Raw genomic sequence first — 19,388 nt, 5'->3', positions numbered from 1 at the left:
CTTTTAAAACGAAATGGGAGATAAATTCCAACTTGCCTGTGGGTTGTACCGGATGGTCGAGCCGGTTTGCTCCAAGGGTGAAGGGATATTATTCGTGTAGAGTTGCCCCGTTCCCAATCCTTGAGGCATATCCGTGGGGTGACACTCCAAAATATAAGCCGTCCATTGTGCGATGGCATTCAACCCGATATTGGATTCCAGTGCGGAAGTAATCCACCAGCCGATGTTACGTTCTCGGGAACGGGCAATCCATTCCCATGAACCCGAAAAACTGCCTAAAAGAGATGGTTTTATTACGACGTATTGGGGGCGAATCGTATCAAGTAACTTGTCTTTGTTTAATCCTTCGATTCCGATCAATTCTTCATCTAGGGCAATCGGGATAGGGGTATTTCGGCATAGACGAGACATTTCTTCCCATTGTCCTTGACGGATGGGCTGTTCGATAGAGTGAATATCATATTGAGCCAATTGTTCCAGTTTGCGGGGTGCATCTTTCGGGGAGAAAGCTCCGTTGGCATCAACCCGGAGTTCTATTAGCTCTTTGCTGAATTGTGACCGAATCATGCGTAACAGGTCGAGCTCTGCCTCGAAATCGATAGCTCCTATCTTCAATTTAATGCAATGGAATCCGGCATCCAACTTTTTGATAATCTGTTGGCGCATGGAATCTTTGGAACCCATCCAGATCAAACCGTTGATTTCGATATCTGTTTGTCCTTCGGTGAAAGGGGTGGGGTAAATGATGCGTTTACCACCATGCTTTAAATCCGCTAGAGCGGTATCCAAGCCGAATTGGATAGAACTCCAATCTCGCAAGTAGCGGATGTCACGTAGGTTGCTGAAACCTTCGCAGGTTTCTTTTAATATTTTCTCGAATTCCGGACGGTCATCTGCACTTAATCCCCGAAACAAAGCACACTCTCCCAGTCCGTATATTTCGGGTTGTTCCGACTCCCAAACTTTGATAAACCAAGTTTCTTTTTCCGTGAGAATCCCTCGTGAAGTTCCTGCCGGTTGCTTGAAGTGTAGGTTATATTTTGAATATGTTGCTTGTAGCATAGTTTATTTTTTAGTACAAGCAAAAGTAAGGTATTCTGTAAATGAAATCAAGGAGTTTTATTTAAAACTCCTTGATTTGTATATTAAATGCCGGGTAAGGCATTTAAAACTTTTTCGATGTCCGGTGAGGAAGGACGGATCATGCTGGCGTTAACGATTTTTCCTTCCGGGTCGAGTAGTATAAAATGAGGAATTCCATTTATATTATAATCTTTCTGGAATTGACTGCCTCGCCCGATTAGAAGTTGGGTGCCGGAGAGTTCTCCGGATTTAACCATGTTTTCCCAGTCTGTTTTGTTCTGATCGGTGGAAAGACTTAGGAACGTGATGTTTTTTCCTTCGAATTTCTTCTCCAGTTCTTTCAGGAACGGGATTTCTTTTTTGCAGGGACCGCACCAGGTTGCCCAAACGTCGATGTACAGGTATTTCCCGTTGAAGTCTTTCAAGGATAAAGTTTTCCCGTTAATATCCTGTCCTTTAAAGTCAGGAGATGGGCGTCCGACCGATGTGAGATCCCATTGATCACGAATCTCTTTATATGCGGCTCGTAGATCGGGATCGGTGACGTAAGCGTTATAGATATTTTCCAGATCGGTAATGTTGCGAATTCCATTTTTCTTCACGTATTTCATGGCAATATCGTTCAGAATGACCTGTTTTACCTTTTCGTTCTGGATGTTTTCGGCAAGATATTTCATTTGACTCACGCATCTGTCGTAAAGGTTCGGTATCCGTTTTCCCGGAGAGGCAAGGAGGATTGCCGCTTCCGCAACAAATTCCCTGTATAACGGGAGATGAACAAGCTGTTCGTCTCCTTGTATGAGTTGGCTTAACATATTGTAATATTCCGGTCCCGGCTGATAGCTTGTGTCTTGTGTCAAGTAGGCATATCCCATGGGATGCATGAGTATATTGAAGGCATACATGTATTTTATACGTCCTTTTTCCCAGGTAACGAAATCGGGATTTACGGTTTCTAGTTTCCTGGCTTGTAATAATTTGATTGCCTCGTCTGTTTTTTGTTGAACAAGTGTGATTAGCTCGTCTAGCGGGCGACCGTATTCATCCGGAGCGATTTCCGTGTATGTGATCGCGTTGAGGTAGTCATTGACCGGGGCGTTTTTGCCTTCGAATCGAATCTCGTCCTTGAATTTACCGGCATCGAAGGAGATAGTAAGTTGGTCCCCTTTTTGAAAAAAGACATTCTTGGACTCTTCGCCATAGAACAAGCGGGCATATATTAAATCGCCTTGTAAGGTACAGGTGGCCTTACCGTTCTTGTCCAGTTCGATTTCGTCGATTAATTCCGGGCTTTGAACAATGGCGACTTTGGAGTAAGTCGGGTTCTGAACGTTGAAATTGACAACAATATCGTCCTTGTTTTTTTGTGAATTCGAACAAGCGTTAGCGATAAAGAATAAGATGATAAATATAAGATTTCTCATTTCGATGATATTAATTATTAATCATATATTTCTTGCATTGCGGCATCAAGCCACCCGCCTCGTGCGTTTATGCTAAGAATATTTCCTTGAGCATCCACGAGAATGGAGGAAGGAACGCCCGTCAAGTTATATGCTTTGAATGCAGATTCTCCCGGGGGTGTTCTCCGGTCGAGTAGTTGGCCCCAGGATAAGTTTTCCTCCTTTAAGGCCGTGAGCCAGTTTTCCCGTTTCGAGTCGATGGAGATACTCACGATATTAAATCCTTTCGGATGATATTTGTCGTATGTTTTCCGGATGTGGGGGAATTCTGCCCGGCAGGGCTGACACCATGAAGCCCAGAATTCGATCAGGGTAATATGTCCGGGTTCTACGAAATCGGAGATCTTTTTACTGCTGCCATCGGGGGCGATAAGTTCTTTATCCAGAAAAGGTTGTCCGATGAATATTTGTTTACGTTGTATTGTTTCCCGCAGTGATTTCCCCATTTCGGATTCTTGTAAACGGGGAGAGAGTGCCGTGAACAGTTGCTCCGTCTCTTGCCGAGAAAGTGATGAGTTGCCTTTACAGAGTTCTTGTGCGACGTGTAAGCTAATCACGGATTCGGGATGATCTTTGATATATTTTATTTGGGCATCTTGTATTTTTCGTGCCTTTGCTGTCGTTTGTTTGGCCAGATCTATCGCTTTGGTCAAGTCGTTACCATAGTAATAGGCTTGGGTGTAGGCAGTGAACGTTTTTTTGCGATCGGCTTGAAGAGGTTGTATCTGATCTGTATAATTTTGGAAAGCATCTTGTGTGTTGCTTCCCGAAATGCTGAACACGGGAGCCTTTCCTGAATTGTCGCAAACCGCTTTCACGGCCGTACTGTCAAGAAAGAGCGAAAAATTGACCAGTTTACTCCGATCCGAACGGTTATTGGGATCCAGGTAAATGAGTACGCTGCAATAACGGGGAATATCAAATTTTCCTTCCAAGAGGAATTTCCCGTTTGATATTTGGGTACTGTCAATGGCATAAGGTTGATTTATGTCATTAAGCATCAAGAACACGGGTTTACCTTCCCAAGCTTCGGGTACCTCCCCCGAGAGGGAGTACCCGTTGTGTTTTGTACAACTGAAGATGGATAGAAGGAACATGATAAATAAAATGTGTTTCATTTTTATTCTTGAGTTAGAGGTTCTTTATAGATAATATCCACGATTCTGCCGAAACCGGAATGGTATTCTTTATAATCGGTTATTTGTGCCAGGTTATCAACCGCCTCGTACACTCTGAGTTCACCTCCGTCAGTACCCCCCTTGTCACTGCCCACGATCAGGTCGTAAGAACGTCTGGCATTTTCTGCATTCCTGTATAGATAAAATTTCAGGCAAGTGATTTCTCCCGGAACTTCAAACTGAAATTCGGAAGAAGGGGTACTCGTGTCCAGATTTACCCGGTAGACTTTTCCATCTACGGCATAAAACATTTGATCGTTTAAGGGGCTGAATGCAAAATGTTCCGCTTGTGTTATATCAGTGCAATTAGAGAGGTTTGCGTAATGGGTTTTCGTGTATGCCGGCATTCCCATCAATGCCATATAATAGTCGTCTAATGTAATTCCGTAAAGGTGATAAATTCCGTTGTTCTCCAAGATCGTGAACGTGATATTATTGAAGAAACCGGGCATCATGGCGGATTCGGAGTAGTTACGTCCACTATTCTCCATGTAAACGTAGTTGTAACCCATCGGGAATGAAAAAGCATTGCCTCCGGCTTCATCGTCGTTCATGCTCAAGCAACCTACAGTTTGATCTCCGGTTAATCCCCCATACATTCCTCCCGGATGATAAACAAATTGTTTGTGGTCTAAATCATAGAACATAAATACCGGGGCAAATTGCATCGGATTTGTGATGTTACATCCCACGTATGGTGCGATTTGTATATATTCTTTCGTGTTATCGTCATTACGAAGATAATTTAATCTTGATTCCCATAATGCTCCTGCTCCCATACTATAATTACTGCTAAATACCCCCTCTGGTGTTACCATCATGCGGTAATAGCCTGCTGATGTGATATGCATAGGTTTGGCATCATTCATATCTCCCATTTCGTATTTCATGAGATATTCTTCTTTCCATTCGAAAGCATCTTTATGTAGCCGGGTAGTTCCTTCTTCTGTGAGCAAATAGAATGGGGAGGTAGGATCTACTTGTTGTACAGAACTCATATCTTCCGTGTTTTCGGGACTAAGAGCAATGAGAGCCAACGGCCCTTTCTTGAAAGGCATATCCGAATCGGCAAGCATATCCTTCGAATGTACCTCTTCTCCTAATACAGTTGAGATCATATCCAGGCGAACATTACCATTCTCGGAACACAGAAGGACCCAGCCCTCGGAAGTGGTTGTAACGACGGAAAGATTCGCTTGTTGTTGATAAAACACGTTCAGGTGTTTGTCCTTTACCGTGTAAATCAATTTATAAGGACCTGGACGTAAAGATATAATATCATTAAATTCTTTTGTGGTAGCTAACACTTCACTTGCGGAGTCATTTGCGTCTTCCGCCTCGAATTGCCGGATGGCCAGCCATTCGTATTCATATCGATCCTCATCGGCTTCCAAGCCATCTAGTTGCACGGGGATAGACAAATTTTGGTATGCCAAAGCTTGGATCGAACTACCGATACCTTCAATTTTTACTTCCGGAATATCGTGGTAATTATAATTGCCTTTATCGTCCGCACAAGCACTAATTCCACCTGCTATTGCAACAAGTAAAAAAAGTGATTTTATTCTATATAATATCTGTTTCATAGTCTATCTTTTTATAGTAATTAAAAGATGGTATCTCCATTCTCGTCAAAGATTTCCGGGTCGGGATTCTCCAGTAACAATTGTTCTGCTACATATTTTATCATTTCTGATATTAAATATTGGAAGCGGGCACTTGTTATTTTTGATGAATCGTTAAAGTCTGAGCGTGGGATGTCCATCACCCGGCAGGTCAGGAAAAAGCGTTGAGGGGTAAATGGATATATATACGTGTACCAAGCGGCAGGAGCCTCGGTGAATAGTTCCGAGAACTCGATTTTATGACGCATAGTAGAGACATCTGTGCCACTTTGAATATCCGTGATCTCGTGTGTGATGATCGGTTTGAAATGTTCGTTTTCTTCAATAGCGATCTCGATTGTTTTCGCTTCTTCTTGCAATGCGGTCGTCCGTTTCAGCGTGATTTCATAGTTGAACGAACTGGCTCCTGCGGGTAATACCGGATTGGCAGGTAACACGAAATCATCCCCTTCCTTTGCACTTCCTCCAACAACTTTGATGTTTACGGGGCGAGCTTCGTCGGTAGCCCTACCGACCAGCTGAACCGGGATTGATACTATGGCCTCGTTCTGTGATTCTTCGATGTACACGAACGTGAAGTTCGTGCTGTCTGTCAGGATATTTCCTACTCTTATGCGTTGGTTGAAATAGATTCCTTCATTTGCACTATAGTTATTAACCTCTTCTTCCGAACAAGCGGTTAATCCTATAATGAGCATAATCCATATAAATATATTGCTTGTTTTCATCATTCGCGTGTTATTGTCGATTATTAATTTCTGTGTCGGGTAAAGGCACCACGAAAACTTGGGTGGATGCCGCTTGACCTGCAGGTTTACTTCCACTATTGTTCGTTCTATTTAAGATGTTTGTAAACGTCCGTTTATAGAAATAGAACAATTGTCCTTCTCCATATAATTCGCGCATGTATTCGTAAGTAAGCTCGGTTGTCGTTAGGGAACCGAGGTTCGAAATACCTCGTTTATTTCTTAAGGTGTTGATATATGGAAGTCCGTCATTCAGAGTTTCCGATTCGCTTTCTGCGGCGATCAGATACATCTCTCCCAATCTTAACATGGGGATCATCGTGTTCTGGATTAGCCCGGTGGTACTCATGTCATTGTATTTATAGAAATACCGGGCGCCGCTTGTCAATCCGGGAAGTGTGGCCTGTTCCCAGTTTGCCTCGAAACGAATATCGCTTGTGGTGGAAGAACCCGGTGCAGAGTACAAGAAATTCAATAATTTTTCATCCATGGTAAATATAAACGCCGGATTACGAGAGGGATCATGGTAATTTTTGAATAATAGAACCCGATTTGTGTTTGTTAAGGCGAATAAGACCTCTGACGAGAAAATCCGGTCACTCTTGGCTTCCGTTCTTTCCGTGAATGGGAATGTGCCCGCTTCTGCCGCCGTGATCACTTTTTTGGCGTAGATGGATGCATTGGTTTTATCCCCAGCATAGAGATAAACTCGTGCCATGAGCCCTTGTACCGCATAATAGTTCATACGTAATGCCCGGTAACGCAGGAAATTGGATTCATTCCCGGCTGATTCCATTAAAGTACCTTTTGTGATGATCGGGTCATTTGCCAACGCTTTCTCCGCTTCTTGCAAGTCATGAATGACATATTCCATGACTTTGTTTGCAGGTAATAAATCGTTTACATTCGATGATTGGTGTAAATAGTAGGGAATACACTCGTTTTCCGGGTTGTTCATGTAAACCGGGCCGAACAGGCGTAACATATCGAAGTGCAACATGGCACGCAAAGCCAAGGCTTCTCCCCGGATAATGTCATAGTTGATACCCGTGAAGAGTGATTCTCGGTTTTCTATGTTATCAAGAATCTTGTTACAGTTCATGATCAGGGCGTAAGCTTTTTCCCAAACTTTATCCAAGCGTCCCCGCCAGTATTCAGTGCTGTATTTATAGCTGTTTAAATCAATATAATTCCCCCATTTCCCTTGGTCGTCGCCGATCTTGTAGGCTCCGCCCATGAGTTCGAGCATTTCCACCATGAGGGTACTTCCGTAAAGGTTCTCGTCATTTAACTCGATGTAAACGCCGTTCAGTAATTTCTGGAAACCGGTTTCCGAGTTCAACAGGTCTTCTTCCGCTATCTGGTCGTAAGGTTTCACGTCCAACCAACTGTCGCAAGCCCCGAAAACAAGGGTGCAACATAAAAGCGTGATTAATTGTATTTTTCTTTTCATAATTCTTCCGTTTAAAAGGTTGCAGATATAGAGAATGACATCGTGCGTGCAAAAGGATAGTCAATACCTCGCTCGCTCTTTACCGATGAAACTCTGAAAATATCGTTCATGTTAGCTTGCACGGTCAATGTAGACAAACCGACATGCTTGATGAAAGGTTGGGTAAACTCGTAACCAATGTTGAAAGATTCTCCGCTTAGCGTGTTTTCGTCCATCACGAAACGGGAAGAGGTTTCAGTTGTTTGGAAAAGAGAAATTCTTTTGAATTTTGCCTCTTGTCCCGGAGTACTCCAACGGTCGTATAAAGCCCGTTTATCTTGGTTATAATTAATGCTTTCCCTGTCGATATTTTCTACCTTCTCGTAAAGGGCGCTATTGAAAACCTGACCTCCTAGCTGATAACGCAGGTAACATCCGAACGAGAAACCTTTGTAGTAAAGGGTTGTACCGAGTACTCCTTCCAGTTTCGGTTCCGTGTTTCCGACCACGACTTCATCATTCTTGTCATACGTGAAAGTGTAAGTACCATCTTTCTTGATAAACAAATCCTGACCTGTCGCCGGATCAATACCTGCCGATCTTACCGCCCAAATATCGGTGGGGCTACCACCGTCGTAGTACCTAGTAGTGTTCAGGTTCGCCTGATTCTGTTCGTTCATGGATTGCAAGCTATTGCCGATTTTGGAATATTTTGACTTGGCATGTGTCCCGTTGAGACTGATATTCCATACGAAACGATCTTGCGGGCGATAAATGGGAGAAACTTTTAACGTAACTTCAATACCGTCTGTTTTTAATTGCCCCATGTTCATCATGACACTTTTCACCCCGATAGAACTCGGTGTCGTGATGGCTGCTACTAGTGGATCGGTTTTTTTCCGGTATAAATCCAAGGTGACATTCACTCGTTCGTTGAACATTGTGATGTCGGTTCCCAGGCTATAATTGATGGTTTCCTGCCATGCCAGATCGGGATTGCCCAATCCTTCAAGAATAACTCCGGTTCCGAAAATATTACTCATCCAGTGCGTGAAAGCATAGGTAGAGAATGCCTGATAAGAGGCGAAATTCTGGTTCCCCGGGTTTCCGACCGAGCCTCTGAGTTTTAATAGTTGGAAGAAATCGCAATTCTCCATGAATTTTTCAGCGTGGATATTCCAACCTAAACCGACAGACCACGTGTTTCTGAAACGGTTGTTTGTTCCGAACACGGAAGTTCCGTCACTGCGGTAGTTGAAATCGAATAGATAGCGATTGTCATAAGCGTAGCCCCCGTTGATATAGAAACTGGCAGCACGTGTTTTGCTTTCCGTGTAAGTCGGTTTAGACCCTGCCGGGTAACTGTTGGTAAAAGACGGGGCGTCAAATTCATCTTCTGTAAATCCGATTGCCTTATACCCGTTTTGGGAATTTTCCTTGGTACTGAAATTGAATCCGGCCACGGCATTTACCATGTGTTTCCCTGCGAATAAGTGTCCATAGGTGACAGAAACATCCCCTTCGTAATTCAGATTTTTTGTTTGAGCGTTTGTGTAAAGTCCTTTTTCTGTGTCGCTTACCTCATCAAAATCACTGTGTTGCGGGGAAAGACGTACTTCGGCTGTCGAATTGTTCTTGGTAATCCCGAACTTGGCCCTTGCACGCAGGTCATTCGTGGCAAACCATTCGAGGATGAAATTATTCGTGAATCCGAATTGATCTTGCACGTCGTAATTATTCAAGTGAGCGTTCCACAAGGGATTGGGTACGGAATATTCTTCCGGATCTTCCGTGTAGTATAAATATTTGTCGATGCCGCCTTCGCTATTGTATTTCCTGAAATAAGGATTAGCTTGAGCGTATTCCGAGAAAGGAACGGCCGGGTCATTCGTTTTCATGTAATCCAGTATAAATTTATTGCTGAATTGGAATTTACCTGTGCGGTAGACCAAGTCGATATTTCCGCTTATCGTTTGACGATCTGAGCCTTTCATGACGCCTTGCGTGTTGCCGTAACTTAAGCCTAGACCATATCTGATGCGTTCCTCGCCTCCTTCGGCGTAGAGGTTGTGTTTCTGAACGAAACCCGTGCGAATCGGTTCGCTGAGCCAGTAGGTGTTAACGCCTCGTTCGATGTCTTGTAAACGTTGGTTTCTGAGATTGTCCAGCGTGATTTGGTCCATCGGGTCGTTTGTGGTGCTGGTGTATCTTCCCGCTCTGGTTTCAAACTCCAGTTTCTCCCGTGCGTTCATGAGGTTATAGTCCGATAGGTCAGCCATGGTTATGCTGAAATCTCCTTTGTACGAGAGTGAAAGAACTCCTTTTTCCGGAACTTTCGTTTCAATAACCAATACACCGTTGGCGGCTCTTGAACCGTAAATCGCTGTGGAGGCGGCGTCCTTTAAAAGTGTTACGGAGGCTACCCGGTTCATGTTCAAATCCATGACGGTCTGTAGATCCGTTTCGAATCCGTCCAATATAAATAATGGTTGGTTCGGATCGGTTCCGTATTCTTCTTTTAATCCCATGACACTACTCTTACCTCGAATCTCCACGTCCGGCAACCGGTTCGGGTCTGAGCCGAATTGGTTATTGACGTTAATCTTGAAAGAGGGGTCTAGCGTTCTGATACTTTGAAGTACATTTTGTGTACCGGCGGCTTTCAAGTCTTCCACCTTGTACGTGCTTGCCGATCCCGTGAAACTCTCTTTTTTTCTTCGGTATATTCCGGTTACCACGACGTCCTCGATGGTTTCCACGGCGGGGGTAAGCTGTATTTCCCGAAATTCCGCGCTGTTGTTACCGTTGAATTTTTTTACTAATCTTTCGTAACCGATAAAAGAAAATATGATGTTGTAGTTCCCCGAATCGATAGGGAAAATAAATTCTCCGTTGGCGTTGGTTGCAGTACCCTGCTGACTTCCTTCGATCATAACAGTTACGCCGGGAAGGGGTTCACGGGTATCTTTATCAAACACGACACCTTTTAGCTCGATAAGTTTTATCTTGGGGGTATTAGCTTGTGCCGGACGTTGTACGATAACGATCGTTTTATCTTCCAGTTTGTACGTGAAAGGTGTTTTGTCCAACAAAAATTCCAGTACTTGTGTTAGTGGGGCGTTTGTGAATTCCTTAGAGATGCGTTTGTCATAAGCTTTGACCTGTCCTGCATTATAAAAGAATTCCATTCCCGTGATGGTGCTGATTTGTTTGATAGCATCCAGAAGGGTCGTATTTTCCAGTTTAAGATTGAGACGCGTTTCCTGCGCATGTGAATTGTAGGTCATGCTGCAAAATACGATGATCAGGAAAAGAGGCAAGATCATTTTTCCCGTGAACTGGGTCCAGGGAATTACTTGTCTAAGATTGGATGAAGTGTCTTCTTTCATGATATTTATGTTACTGTTATTAATTGATTGTTAGTTGTTTATTTGCTTGATAAACCTTTTTTTTAGGGTCACAAATCTCAGGGCTTTATCCGTGATAAAGTCTTTCCTTTTTTGAGTTATTATCTACATTCGATATTTTTTCGCTAATATGTTGCTACTGTTTTCTAGGTACTTTTGTCCGGTAATGTTCTCTCTTTCATTTTATTTGATCGTTAGGTTTTGTATTTGGTGTTATTTTTTTGAGTATACAATTCCCCCGGCATTACGTTTTGATAATGTCCTCGGTCAGATATTCAATATGTTATTCCTTTGTTTTTACTTCAGATGAATGATACCGTTTTCAATGCTACACGTTATATTACTTGTTGTTGTTAATAATTTCGTGATATAATCAATACCTCTTTCATACCGGATCATACCGGAGAAGCAAGTATCGTTGTATTTTTCTGCTACTTTTATTTCAATGCCGTACATTCGGGCAAGCTGTTTTGCCAGTGCGGGTAATTTCTCATTGTTGAAATAGAGGATTCCTTCTTTCCACATGGCGAATTCGGAGGTGTTTACCTCGTTTTTCGTGACTCCTTTCGTTGTTTTGTTTACCCGTACTTGTTCATTGGGTAAGAGGGCGATGGCTTCAGTTCGTGTGGGAAGTGAGTATTCAATTTTCCCGGTAACCAATGTCGTGATATTCTCTTCGTTATCCGAGTAAGCTGAAACGTTGAAACTGGTCCCCAATACCCGAATGGATTCTCCTCCGGGGATTTCCACGTGAAAAGGTTTTGCGGCATCCGGTTTGACGTCGAAGAAGCCTTCTCCCTCGATTTTTACCCGTCTCTCTTTGGCAGAGGCGAATGTTGCCGGGTATTCGAACCATGTGTCCGAATTTAACCACACGTGAGTGCCGTCCGTCAGTTCTAGATCGAAACGCTTTCCTGCGGGGACGTATATCTTGAGTGGGGTCTCCTCTTGCAGGGTAATTTCCTCACCCGTGGCGGATTGTAAGGTCGTCTTCGCGTTTGGGTTGGCATTCATTCTGGCTGACGTGTTCAGGTTGGCCACGATGGAATCTCCTATCATGAATTGAACTTTTTGTTCGCTGATAGATATGCCCATATCATTTAATTGTGCAAATACAGGAGACTTTTCGGATGATTCGGGGCTGAATAGCAAAAGTATAAATAAGCATACCGCAGCTGCACTACTTGAAATGTAGATGATACGGCGTCTGAAGGTATGTTTATGTATTCTTTGTTTCACGTTCCGATAGTTTTCGTCCAACATTTGATCATCGTTTTCCACGGGGGGAAGTGAGTTCCATATTTCCTCCAGTAACTCTTCCTCGTTCTCCCCGATGGGGCGTTTCAAATATTTCCCTGCATTTGTTTTCATGCGTGTTTCTATCTAATCTATTTATATAATACTTGACTTTTCGAAACTACGTATTCGAAAATGTTATTTTTTTGCTTTTGCCCGAAGTTTTTTCATGGCCTGGTAGAGAATCGTTTCTACGGTCCGGGCAGAAATACCCAGTTCTTTGGCGATTTGAGTACTTTTTTTATTCTCGATATGGCTCATGATGACCACTTGTTTACTTCTTTCCGGTAGCTCGTTAAGGATGTTAGCCAGTAGGGTTTCGGGATCTGTCGGGGGATCATGGTTGATGGTATTTTCTTCTTCTTCGCTTGTCTCCTGTTTTATCTGTTCGTGATGCAGTTGATGAAGGGAGTGGGTTTTGAGGTAGCGTAGTGAATTATTGTGAGTTCCCCGAAGAAGATAGTTGCGGAGAGATTTTTCCCGGTCTAGTTTTTTCCGGTTTTCCCATAAGGTGACAAAAAGATTCTGAACAATTTCATAAGCGGCTTCTTGATCCGAGAGGATGGTGGTGGCATAATTTCTTAAGGAGGTGAAGTAGCTTTTGTAGACCATGGCAAAAGTTGCTTCATCTCCTTTTATAAGTGCATCAACGATTTCCCCGTTGTTTGTTATGTCGAAATTATGTTGCATCGTGTTTTATGAAAAACCCTTGTGATAACAAAGATACTAAAAAGATGCGAATTTCCTTGTCATGGGAATTTGGGGAATTTTTTGAAGTCCGGGTCTCGTTTCTCCAAGAAGGCGTTTTTACCCTCTTGTGCCTCTTCCATGAGATAGTACATTAGGGTGGCATCCCCGGCGAATTCCATTAATCCGTGTTGGCCGTCCAATTCGGCATTCAATGCCCGTTTGATCATGCGGATGGCCATCGGGCTGCGTTGCATGATGGTCTTGCACCAGTCCACGGTTTCATCTTCCAGTTGATCGAAGGGAACCACCTTGTTCACCATCCCCATCTCTTCGGCTTCTTTGGCGGTGTACTGGCGGCAAAGGAACCAGATTTCACGAGCTTTCTTCTGGCCCACGTGGCGGGCGAGATACGAGGAACCGAATCCCCCGTCGAAGCTACCGACTTTAGGGCCTGTTTGTCCAAAACGGGCATTCTCGGAAGCGATCGTGAGGTCACACACGACATGAAGCACGTGGCCTCCGCCGATGGCGTACCCGTTTACCATGGCGATGACGGGTTTCGGAAGAGAACGGATGGCTTTGTGCAGGTCGAGTACATTGAGGCGGGGAACCCCGTTTTCATCAATGTAGCCTCCTATTCCTTTCACTTTTTGGTCTCCTCCGGAACAAAACGCTTTGTCCCCGGCCCCCGTGAGTACAACAACACCAATGTCACTCCGTTCCCGACAGATATTTATGGCATCTAGCATTTCGAAATTGGTTTGCGGACGGAAAGCGTTATAAACTTCTTGGCGGTCAATGGTTATTTTAGCTATTCCTTCGAAGAATTCAAATCGAATGTCTTCATATTCTTTGATTGTAGTCCATTCTCTTTTTGACATATCCGGTATGTTATTTTTAGTTTTTACAAAGTGTAACGACAAATGTACATGATAATTTTTATTTTAACGAGGTTCGATATAAAGAATTCGCGTGATGGTACAGGGAAGAAAGTCATGGCTTTGTTCGTGGAAGGTCTATGTCTTCTTCGACGTTGGGCGGGATCATGAACATAGCATGAACATAGCATCTTCATAGCAAGAATACTCGCCAGTGTTTTTGATGTGAAATTGATGTCAAGGTGCTATATGGTTGGTGGTAAGGAACCCCGGAGGAAAGGTAGGATATTCCGGGCGATCCACCATACTATGATTAATATTAAGTACGTGTTGACGACTATCCGGTGATGGCAGATCCTTTTTAGCCGGGCTAATTTATTTCGGGGGTCAAACCATTGCGTGATTACAAGAGCAATTAGATAAGGAATAGAAAGAATAAGGAACGGGTTATACCCGAAAGCTCCTTTGATATTCAAGTGTAATAATTGATGAATTGCCCTTTGGCTACCACATGCCGGACAATCGAGTCCCGTGAACCAACGAAAGGGACATTTTGGTATAAATGCCGAATACTCGGGATCAATGAAGAACAGGATGATCCCGAGTAGTATAATTAGTATGAGGCCTATTTTCTTAAAATGTCCGAACGAATACATTCATTCGAATATTAATAATAACCTCCTCCCATCAGTACACTTGTTAATCCGCTGACGAACCCGATGATGACGGCGAGTACACCTCCACCTAATGCCAAGAAGAAAAATAATCTTGCCATGTTAGAAGCTTTTATCGCTTCCTCTTGCTGACCGGAATTCCAGAGGTTGTCCACTTTCGTGGCATAGATGATGGAGACAATCCCTAGCGGCAAACAGCACAAAATGGTTGATAGGATTGCCCATACTAGCCAGTTGTCCGGTTTGGAATTGTTGTTTACCGGTGGTTGAGGTGGTGTGGGAGGGAATGGCGGGGGTGATAAAGGTGTGGAGGTTTCGTTCGTGAACAATTTCGCAAGTTCGGGAACTTCTCCTGCCGGGAGCCATTGGGCCATACCGTTTTTCCACACGAGGGAGTTTTTCGTTACCCCGTTGCGAATTAATTCTTCGGGAGAAACCGGGCCTTTTTGTTCATTCTTTTCGTTCAGGTAAAAATAGTTTTCCATAGTTTAATAATTTACCATTTATATTCGCTTCGTAAATAATTTCCGTTAAAGTCGTAAATATCTTTGATATATCCCCCGTCGGCCTCGATGCGTTCAGAACCGGCGTAGGGTATGATGTCATTGTATTTGCAGGGGATAATGATTTTTCCTTTTTTATTGATTGCACCCCAGACTCCATTCTGCACTTTACCGTCTTTCGAGAATCCGCCGCGGTTGATCAGTGATATACCGTTTAATTCTTTACAGATGATAAATTGACAGGGTAATATCTCTTCTCCCTCCAGGGTATAGAGGCCTTCTTGGTCATCTATTTTCACGTGGAGGAGCGAGGTTTCCCGCCAGCGGGAAATTTTCGTGTACTCGCAAGGAACGATTACTTTTCCTCTTGGGGTATATAGTCCTTTTAGTTTCCCTGATTTAACCATGAAATTGTCGGTTGTGAGCCAAGTGTCAACATCATCGTATATACATGGGATAATTTCAGTTCCATCGAGGGCGAGTATCCCTTTTTGGTTGTTATACGTGGCCCGGTAGTAAGCGGGTGACCAGTAACTATTGGGTGCGATATTATCGTATACGTAGGGAACGATTTCCAATCCGAATTTATCCATGACTCCTACTCCGGATCTTTTCTCTATGATGCAGCGATCGTACCGGAAACAATAGGCATGATTTAGTACTCCATAATAGAAAATGGAAAATAAGGAAGATAGTAAGAAGGGTAGAACTATCAGTGTTGTATTCAGTAAGTATTTTCTTTTTTTGTAAAACAGGGAAAAGATGATGCCTAGTACCCCGATGATGAGGATGACAATTCCCGGAACGTATGGGTAAATGTCAAACCACGAGGCGACAAGCGCCGAAACAAATCTGCCAGCGAGTAAGAAGAGAATCGTGCCTAAGGTTGCGTATAAAATCAGGACAATCTGTACCACGCTGATTTGTGGTTTAGGAGATGTGATACATTCATGTAATTCGGGAATATCTTTTGCCTGTACCCAGTTTGGCATACCTTCACGCCACACGGGTGTTTCTCGTGTGATTCCTTGTTGTTTAAGTTCATCTAACGAAAGCGGCCCGACCTGTTTGTGGGTCTTGTCCATGAAATAATAACTTATCCCCATAAATTAAGATAAAAAGAATAAACAAACGCTATCCCAAAAGTAGTAAATAAATGGATAAGTGTGCTGTTGGGGGAAGAAAAAATGAGGTAGGACTTTGGGCGGGGCTATCCAAAAAGTTATTTTTCAAATTCCCTCCCCCCTTCGGGGTACTCCCCTTACTAATTTTAGATTTAATGATTGTAGATTCTAGATTTCCGTCACACAAAGCCGACGCTTCTAAATTTCCTACTTTCAACTTTTAGTTTTTATCTTTTAACCTTTATCTTTCTCTTGCAGAGGTAGAGTTGAAATATTCTCTATCTTCGGAATGAGTCTCTAACTCCTCTTCTGTTTATAGAGAGAGTTAAAAATAGCTCTTCTGAGAAATTCTAGTTTCCCTTAATTAACCCCTTAACGCTTGAAAATATCCTTTTAATATTTCCCCGTTTATTTTTCCGGGTGTGTGAACAACGAGAATGGCCGGTTGTTGTCCCGGTTGGTAGAATTCGGATAGTGCTGATTCTAACGAGGGTGCATCTGTTGCTCGGTACATCTTGAAACGATGAACTTCGGCAAGCCGTTCTATATCCACGTCGTGAGGGGTTTCAAATAATTCTTCAACTTCTTCCAGACCGGAAGGACCGGCCAAAAAGCGGAATATGCCTCCTCCTCCGTTTTGGATAACGATGATTCGTAATGACGGGGGACAGTTTTTGATCCATAAAGCATTGGAGTCGTACAAAAAGCTGTTGTCTCCCACGATCAGCGTGGTGATCCCGTCGAATGTTGAGGCTGCACCCATGGCTGTCGAGGTACAACCATCAATACCACTTGTTCCCCGGTTGGCATCGGTACGGTCCACCTGCGTGTACCGGAAGAGTTGGGCGTAACGTATTGGGGTGCTGTTGCCTAGTTGTAAACGGCTCCCGGCAGGAAGTGCGGGAATGAGCATGGAGAAGGCTTTCAGATCACACCACGGGATACGTTTCAGGTAGTTATCGTGTATTTGTGTTGCTTTTTCTTCCCGTTGATGCCATTGGTGGGCATAACTGGACGGTAAACTGTTGGCTTTTATTTCCGCGGGTTGGAGTTGATCAAAGAATGTTCGGGTGTCCATGGGGACGTGGAGGGTCATGGACTTGTACGTGTCAGGCGGTGTCGACCGCTCGTCAATATGCCAATGAGAATGTGGGGTATGTTCTCGGATGAAAGCCTTTATCATACGGGAAACAATCGCTCCCCCGAACGTGATGAGTAGTTCAGGGGCGTAAGTCTCTGCTTCTTCCGGTTGTATCGTGGAAATTACCCTGTCTATCGTGGAGATCACGAGGGGAATGGATAGATTTGTTACGCTTTCCGTTAAAACCACCACGTTGGGAAGGCTTGCTAGTAACTTGATATGTTGTTGCAAAACTGGGTCGGGTTTATGGAACCCGGAGATGATCATGACCTTGGGGCAAAGGAAAAATTCCTCCCGCAGGTTTTGAGAGATTTCTGCGGTTAAGGAAGGGGATTCTTTCAGCGTCTTGATCACCCGTTCTGAAGTTATGGATTCATGTTGAAAGCCGTACAAGGGTTCTCTCAGGGGAACATTGATATGCACGGGGCCTTTCCGGCCGTGTTGGGATAGATTGATGGCCTCGTTTACCAGACGATTGGTATGCCAGCGGTCTTCGTTGCACGTGATGGCTGTCGGGAGCTGAAAGCTCTTTTTCACAAAGTTACATAATGCCCCTTGCTGTTGTATCGTTTGGCTATCGTCTTGATCTATCCATTCGGAGGGACGGTCTGCCGAGATAACGAGAAGGGGAATACCCTGGTAATAGGCTTCCGCCACGGCAGGGGAGTAATTCAATAAGGCGGTTCCCGACGTGCAGATAAGGGCAACCGTTTGTCCGGTTTGTTGTGCTATTCCCAGAGCGAAGAAGGCGGCCGAACGTTCATCCACGATGATATGATGTTTCAACCTTTTTTCCCGGGCAACAGACACGAGTAAAGGTGCATTCCGGGAACCGGGTGACAGAACGACTTCCTTGATCCCTTTTTGAACGAGTAGACTGATAAGAATTCGAACGTTTTCAATATCAGAATGTGATTTTTCCATAATTCATTTGACGTATGAGGTTTAGTAAAGTATCGGCTTTCTGACAAGTTTCCTGCCACTCGGTTTCCGGGTCGGAAAGAGGGGTAATGCCGCCTCCGACATACAATCGCAGGGCGTCATCGAATACTTCCATGGTACGCAGGTTGACAAACAGGTCAAATGCCCCGGAGGCTTGCAATGGTCCTAGGAATCCGGCATAATATCCCCGATCCCGTTTCTCGATCTCCGTGATGATTTGCATGGCTCTCTTTTTGGGTAGGCCGCAGACGGCCGGAGTCGGGTGAAGTTGTCCTACCAGTTCGTCAATCTGGTCGGCAGGGAGTTGTTCGTCACTTCTGAAAAAGGTACAGAGGTGAAAGACATTCCCGGCTTGTAACGTGATAGGTCCCTCGATTTCGAGATGGCGGGTAAAGAAATGTCTTAGCGTGTCTTGGATGTAGTCGGTCACGATTTGTTGTTCCTCGATGTCCTTGTCTCCCCATTCAGGTGGATTTTTTGCTGTTGCCACGGGTTGAGTTCCTGCCAGTGACATGGTGAAGAATCCGTTTCTGTCGTATTTGAGGAAAGTCTCCGGTGAGGCACCCATCCAAGCACATTTACCCGGAATGGCGGCAAAGAACAGGAAGGCGTGGTGGTATTGTTTCATCTGTTCGAAGATCGCTGGCGATAGTCGGAGTGAGTCGCAGGGTATCGTGATGGTTCTTGATAGAACGGCTTTTTTCATCCCTTCCCGTTTCAACGTGTCGATCATCGTGCGCAGTTCATCTAAGTACTCGAAATGCTCGCAGTCTTGCTTGGTGAAAATACGTTCCGGGGTATTGAAAACCGTGTTCTGTAAATTTCGAATCGCTTCGCCGTCAGTCAGGTAGTCCGTGAATGAAAGATCGGCCTTGATGAAGAAGGGGAAACTCCAAGAGGAGTGATTGAAGGGCGTGATAACAAACCCTTTTTCTCCCCGATGTTTTTCGAATCCCTTGAATATCCGGGTATCGTTGGAGAGTTGAGCCCCGAAAACAACTTCACGCGAACCGGGTAAACGGTACGTGTAAAACGGGATGTTATTTCGCAGGCAGATGTTCTGCGCTTCTGCAACCGAGAGTCTGTTTTCTGTTTGTTCTATCATGGCATAACCTATTCTTACTGCAAAAATAGGCAAAATTATTCGCTGGTGATTCAATTGATGCAAAATGTAAGTATTTTTGTGGGGGAAGTGGCTACGCCACG

At 44.1% G+C, this 19,388-nt stretch carries 15 protein-coding genes; all 15 read right to left on the bottom strand.

Going from position 1 to position 19,388, the window contains the following annotated elements; translation table 11 throughout:
• Positions 1-3 precede the first annotated feature (3 nt).
• Positions 4-1,062 (bottom strand): o-succinylbenzoate synthase, encoded by a 1,059-nt coding sequence (locus AB5542_RS03390; protein ID WP_279038664.1) that lies wholly within the window; start codon positions 1,060-1,062, stop codon positions 4-6.
• An 83-nt stretch (positions 1,063-1,145) separates the two neighbouring features.
• The gene (locus tag AB5542_RS03385) at positions 1,146-2,507 is read right to left on the bottom strand and encodes a TlpA family protein disulfide reductase (protein WP_279038665.1); all 1,362 of its coding nucleotides are present in this window, start codon (positions 2,505-2,507) and stop codon (positions 1,146-1,148) included.
• Between the two features lie 17 nt (positions 2,508-2,524).
• The gene (locus AB5542_RS03380; protein ID WP_118302924.1) at positions 2,525-3,664 is read right to left on the bottom strand and encodes a TlpA disulfide reductase family protein; all 1,140 of its coding nucleotides are present in this window, start codon (positions 3,662-3,664) and stop codon (positions 2,525-2,527) included.
• A 2-nt stretch (positions 3,665-3,666) separates the two neighbouring features.
• Positions 3,667-5,310 (bottom strand): PKD-like family lipoprotein, encoded by a 1,644-nt coding sequence (locus tag AB5542_RS03375; protein WP_087419317.1) that lies wholly within the window; start codon positions 5,308-5,310, stop codon positions 3,667-3,669.
• Between the two features lie 20 nt (positions 5,311-5,330).
• Complete coding sequence (locus AB5542_RS03370) at positions 5,331-6,080, bottom strand: DUF4843 domain-containing protein (RefSeq protein WP_162613677.1); 750 nt, start codon at positions 6,078-6,080, stop codon at positions 5,331-5,333.
• A 7-nt stretch (positions 6,081-6,087) separates the two neighbouring features.
• Positions 6,088-7,548, bottom strand: a complete 1,461-nt coding sequence (locus AB5542_RS03365) for a RagB/SusD family nutrient uptake outer membrane protein (RefSeq protein ID WP_270543008.1) — start codon at positions 7,546-7,548, stop codon at positions 6,088-6,090.
• Between the two features lie 11 nt (positions 7,549-7,559).
• Positions 7,560-10,916, bottom strand: a complete 3,357-nt coding sequence (locus tag AB5542_RS03360; protein WP_279038666.1) for a SusC/RagA family TonB-linked outer membrane protein — start codon at positions 10,914-10,916, stop codon at positions 7,560-7,562.
• 315 nt (positions 10,917-11,231) lie between these two features.
• Positions 11,232-12,305 (bottom strand): FecR family protein, encoded by a 1,074-nt coding sequence (locus tag AB5542_RS03355; RefSeq protein ID WP_279038667.1) that lies wholly within the window; start codon positions 12,303-12,305, stop codon positions 11,232-11,234.
• Positions 12,306-12,368: 63 nt separating this feature from the next.
• A complete protein-coding gene (locus AB5542_RS03350; RefSeq protein ID WP_118302934.1) occupies positions 12,369-12,920 on the bottom strand; it encodes an RNA polymerase sigma-70 factor in 552 nt (183 codons plus the stop codon).
• Between the two features lie 59 nt (positions 12,921-12,979).
• Positions 12,980-13,801 carry a 1,4-dihydroxy-2-naphthoyl-CoA synthase gene (menB, locus tag AB5542_RS03345; RefSeq protein ID WP_087419323.1) on the bottom strand — a complete coding sequence of 274 codons (822 nt, stop codon included), beginning with the start codon at positions 13,799-13,801 and terminating at the stop codon, positions 12,980-12,982.
• Between the two features lie 242 nt (positions 13,802-14,043).
• Positions 14,044-14,454, bottom strand: coding sequence for a DUF2752 domain-containing protein (locus AB5542_RS03340; protein WP_087419324.1), 411 nt, complete (start codon positions 14,452-14,454; stop codon positions 14,044-14,046).
• Between the two features lie 11 nt (positions 14,455-14,465).
• Entirely contained in the window at positions 14,466-14,957 is a 492-nt protein-coding gene (locus AB5542_RS03335; RefSeq protein WP_118302938.1) for a CD225/dispanin family protein, read from the bottom strand.
• An 11-nt stretch (positions 14,958-14,968) separates the two neighbouring features.
• Positions 14,969-16,060 (bottom strand): WG repeat-containing protein, encoded by a 1,092-nt coding sequence (locus tag AB5542_RS03330; protein ID WP_288214997.1) that lies wholly within the window; start codon positions 16,058-16,060, stop codon positions 14,969-14,971.
• A gap of 403 nt (positions 16,061-16,463) precedes the next feature.
• On the bottom strand, positions 16,464-18,164 hold the full coding sequence (gene menD, locus AB5542_RS03325) for a 2-succinyl-5-enolpyruvyl-6-hydroxy-3-cyclohexene-1-carboxylic-acid synthase (protein ID WP_279038669.1): 1,701 nt from the start codon (positions 18,162-18,164) through the stop codon (positions 16,464-16,466).
• On the bottom strand, positions 18,145-19,287 hold the full coding sequence (locus tag AB5542_RS03320; protein ID WP_087419329.1) for a chorismate-binding protein: 1,143 nt from the start codon (positions 19,285-19,287) through the stop codon (positions 18,145-18,147). Before AB5542_RS03320 ends, menD begins: the two co-directional genes overlap by 20 nt.
• Positions 19,288-19,388 lie beyond the last annotated feature (101 nt).

It is taken from the genome of Butyricimonas sp. RTP31003st1_G1_RTP31003_210430 (assembly GCF_040920905.1).
Taxonomy (GTDB): Bacteria; Bacteroidota; Bacteroidia; order Bacteroidales; family Marinifilaceae; genus Butyricimonas; species Butyricimonas paravirosa.
This window is presented reverse-complemented; position numbering and strand designations above follow the sequence as displayed.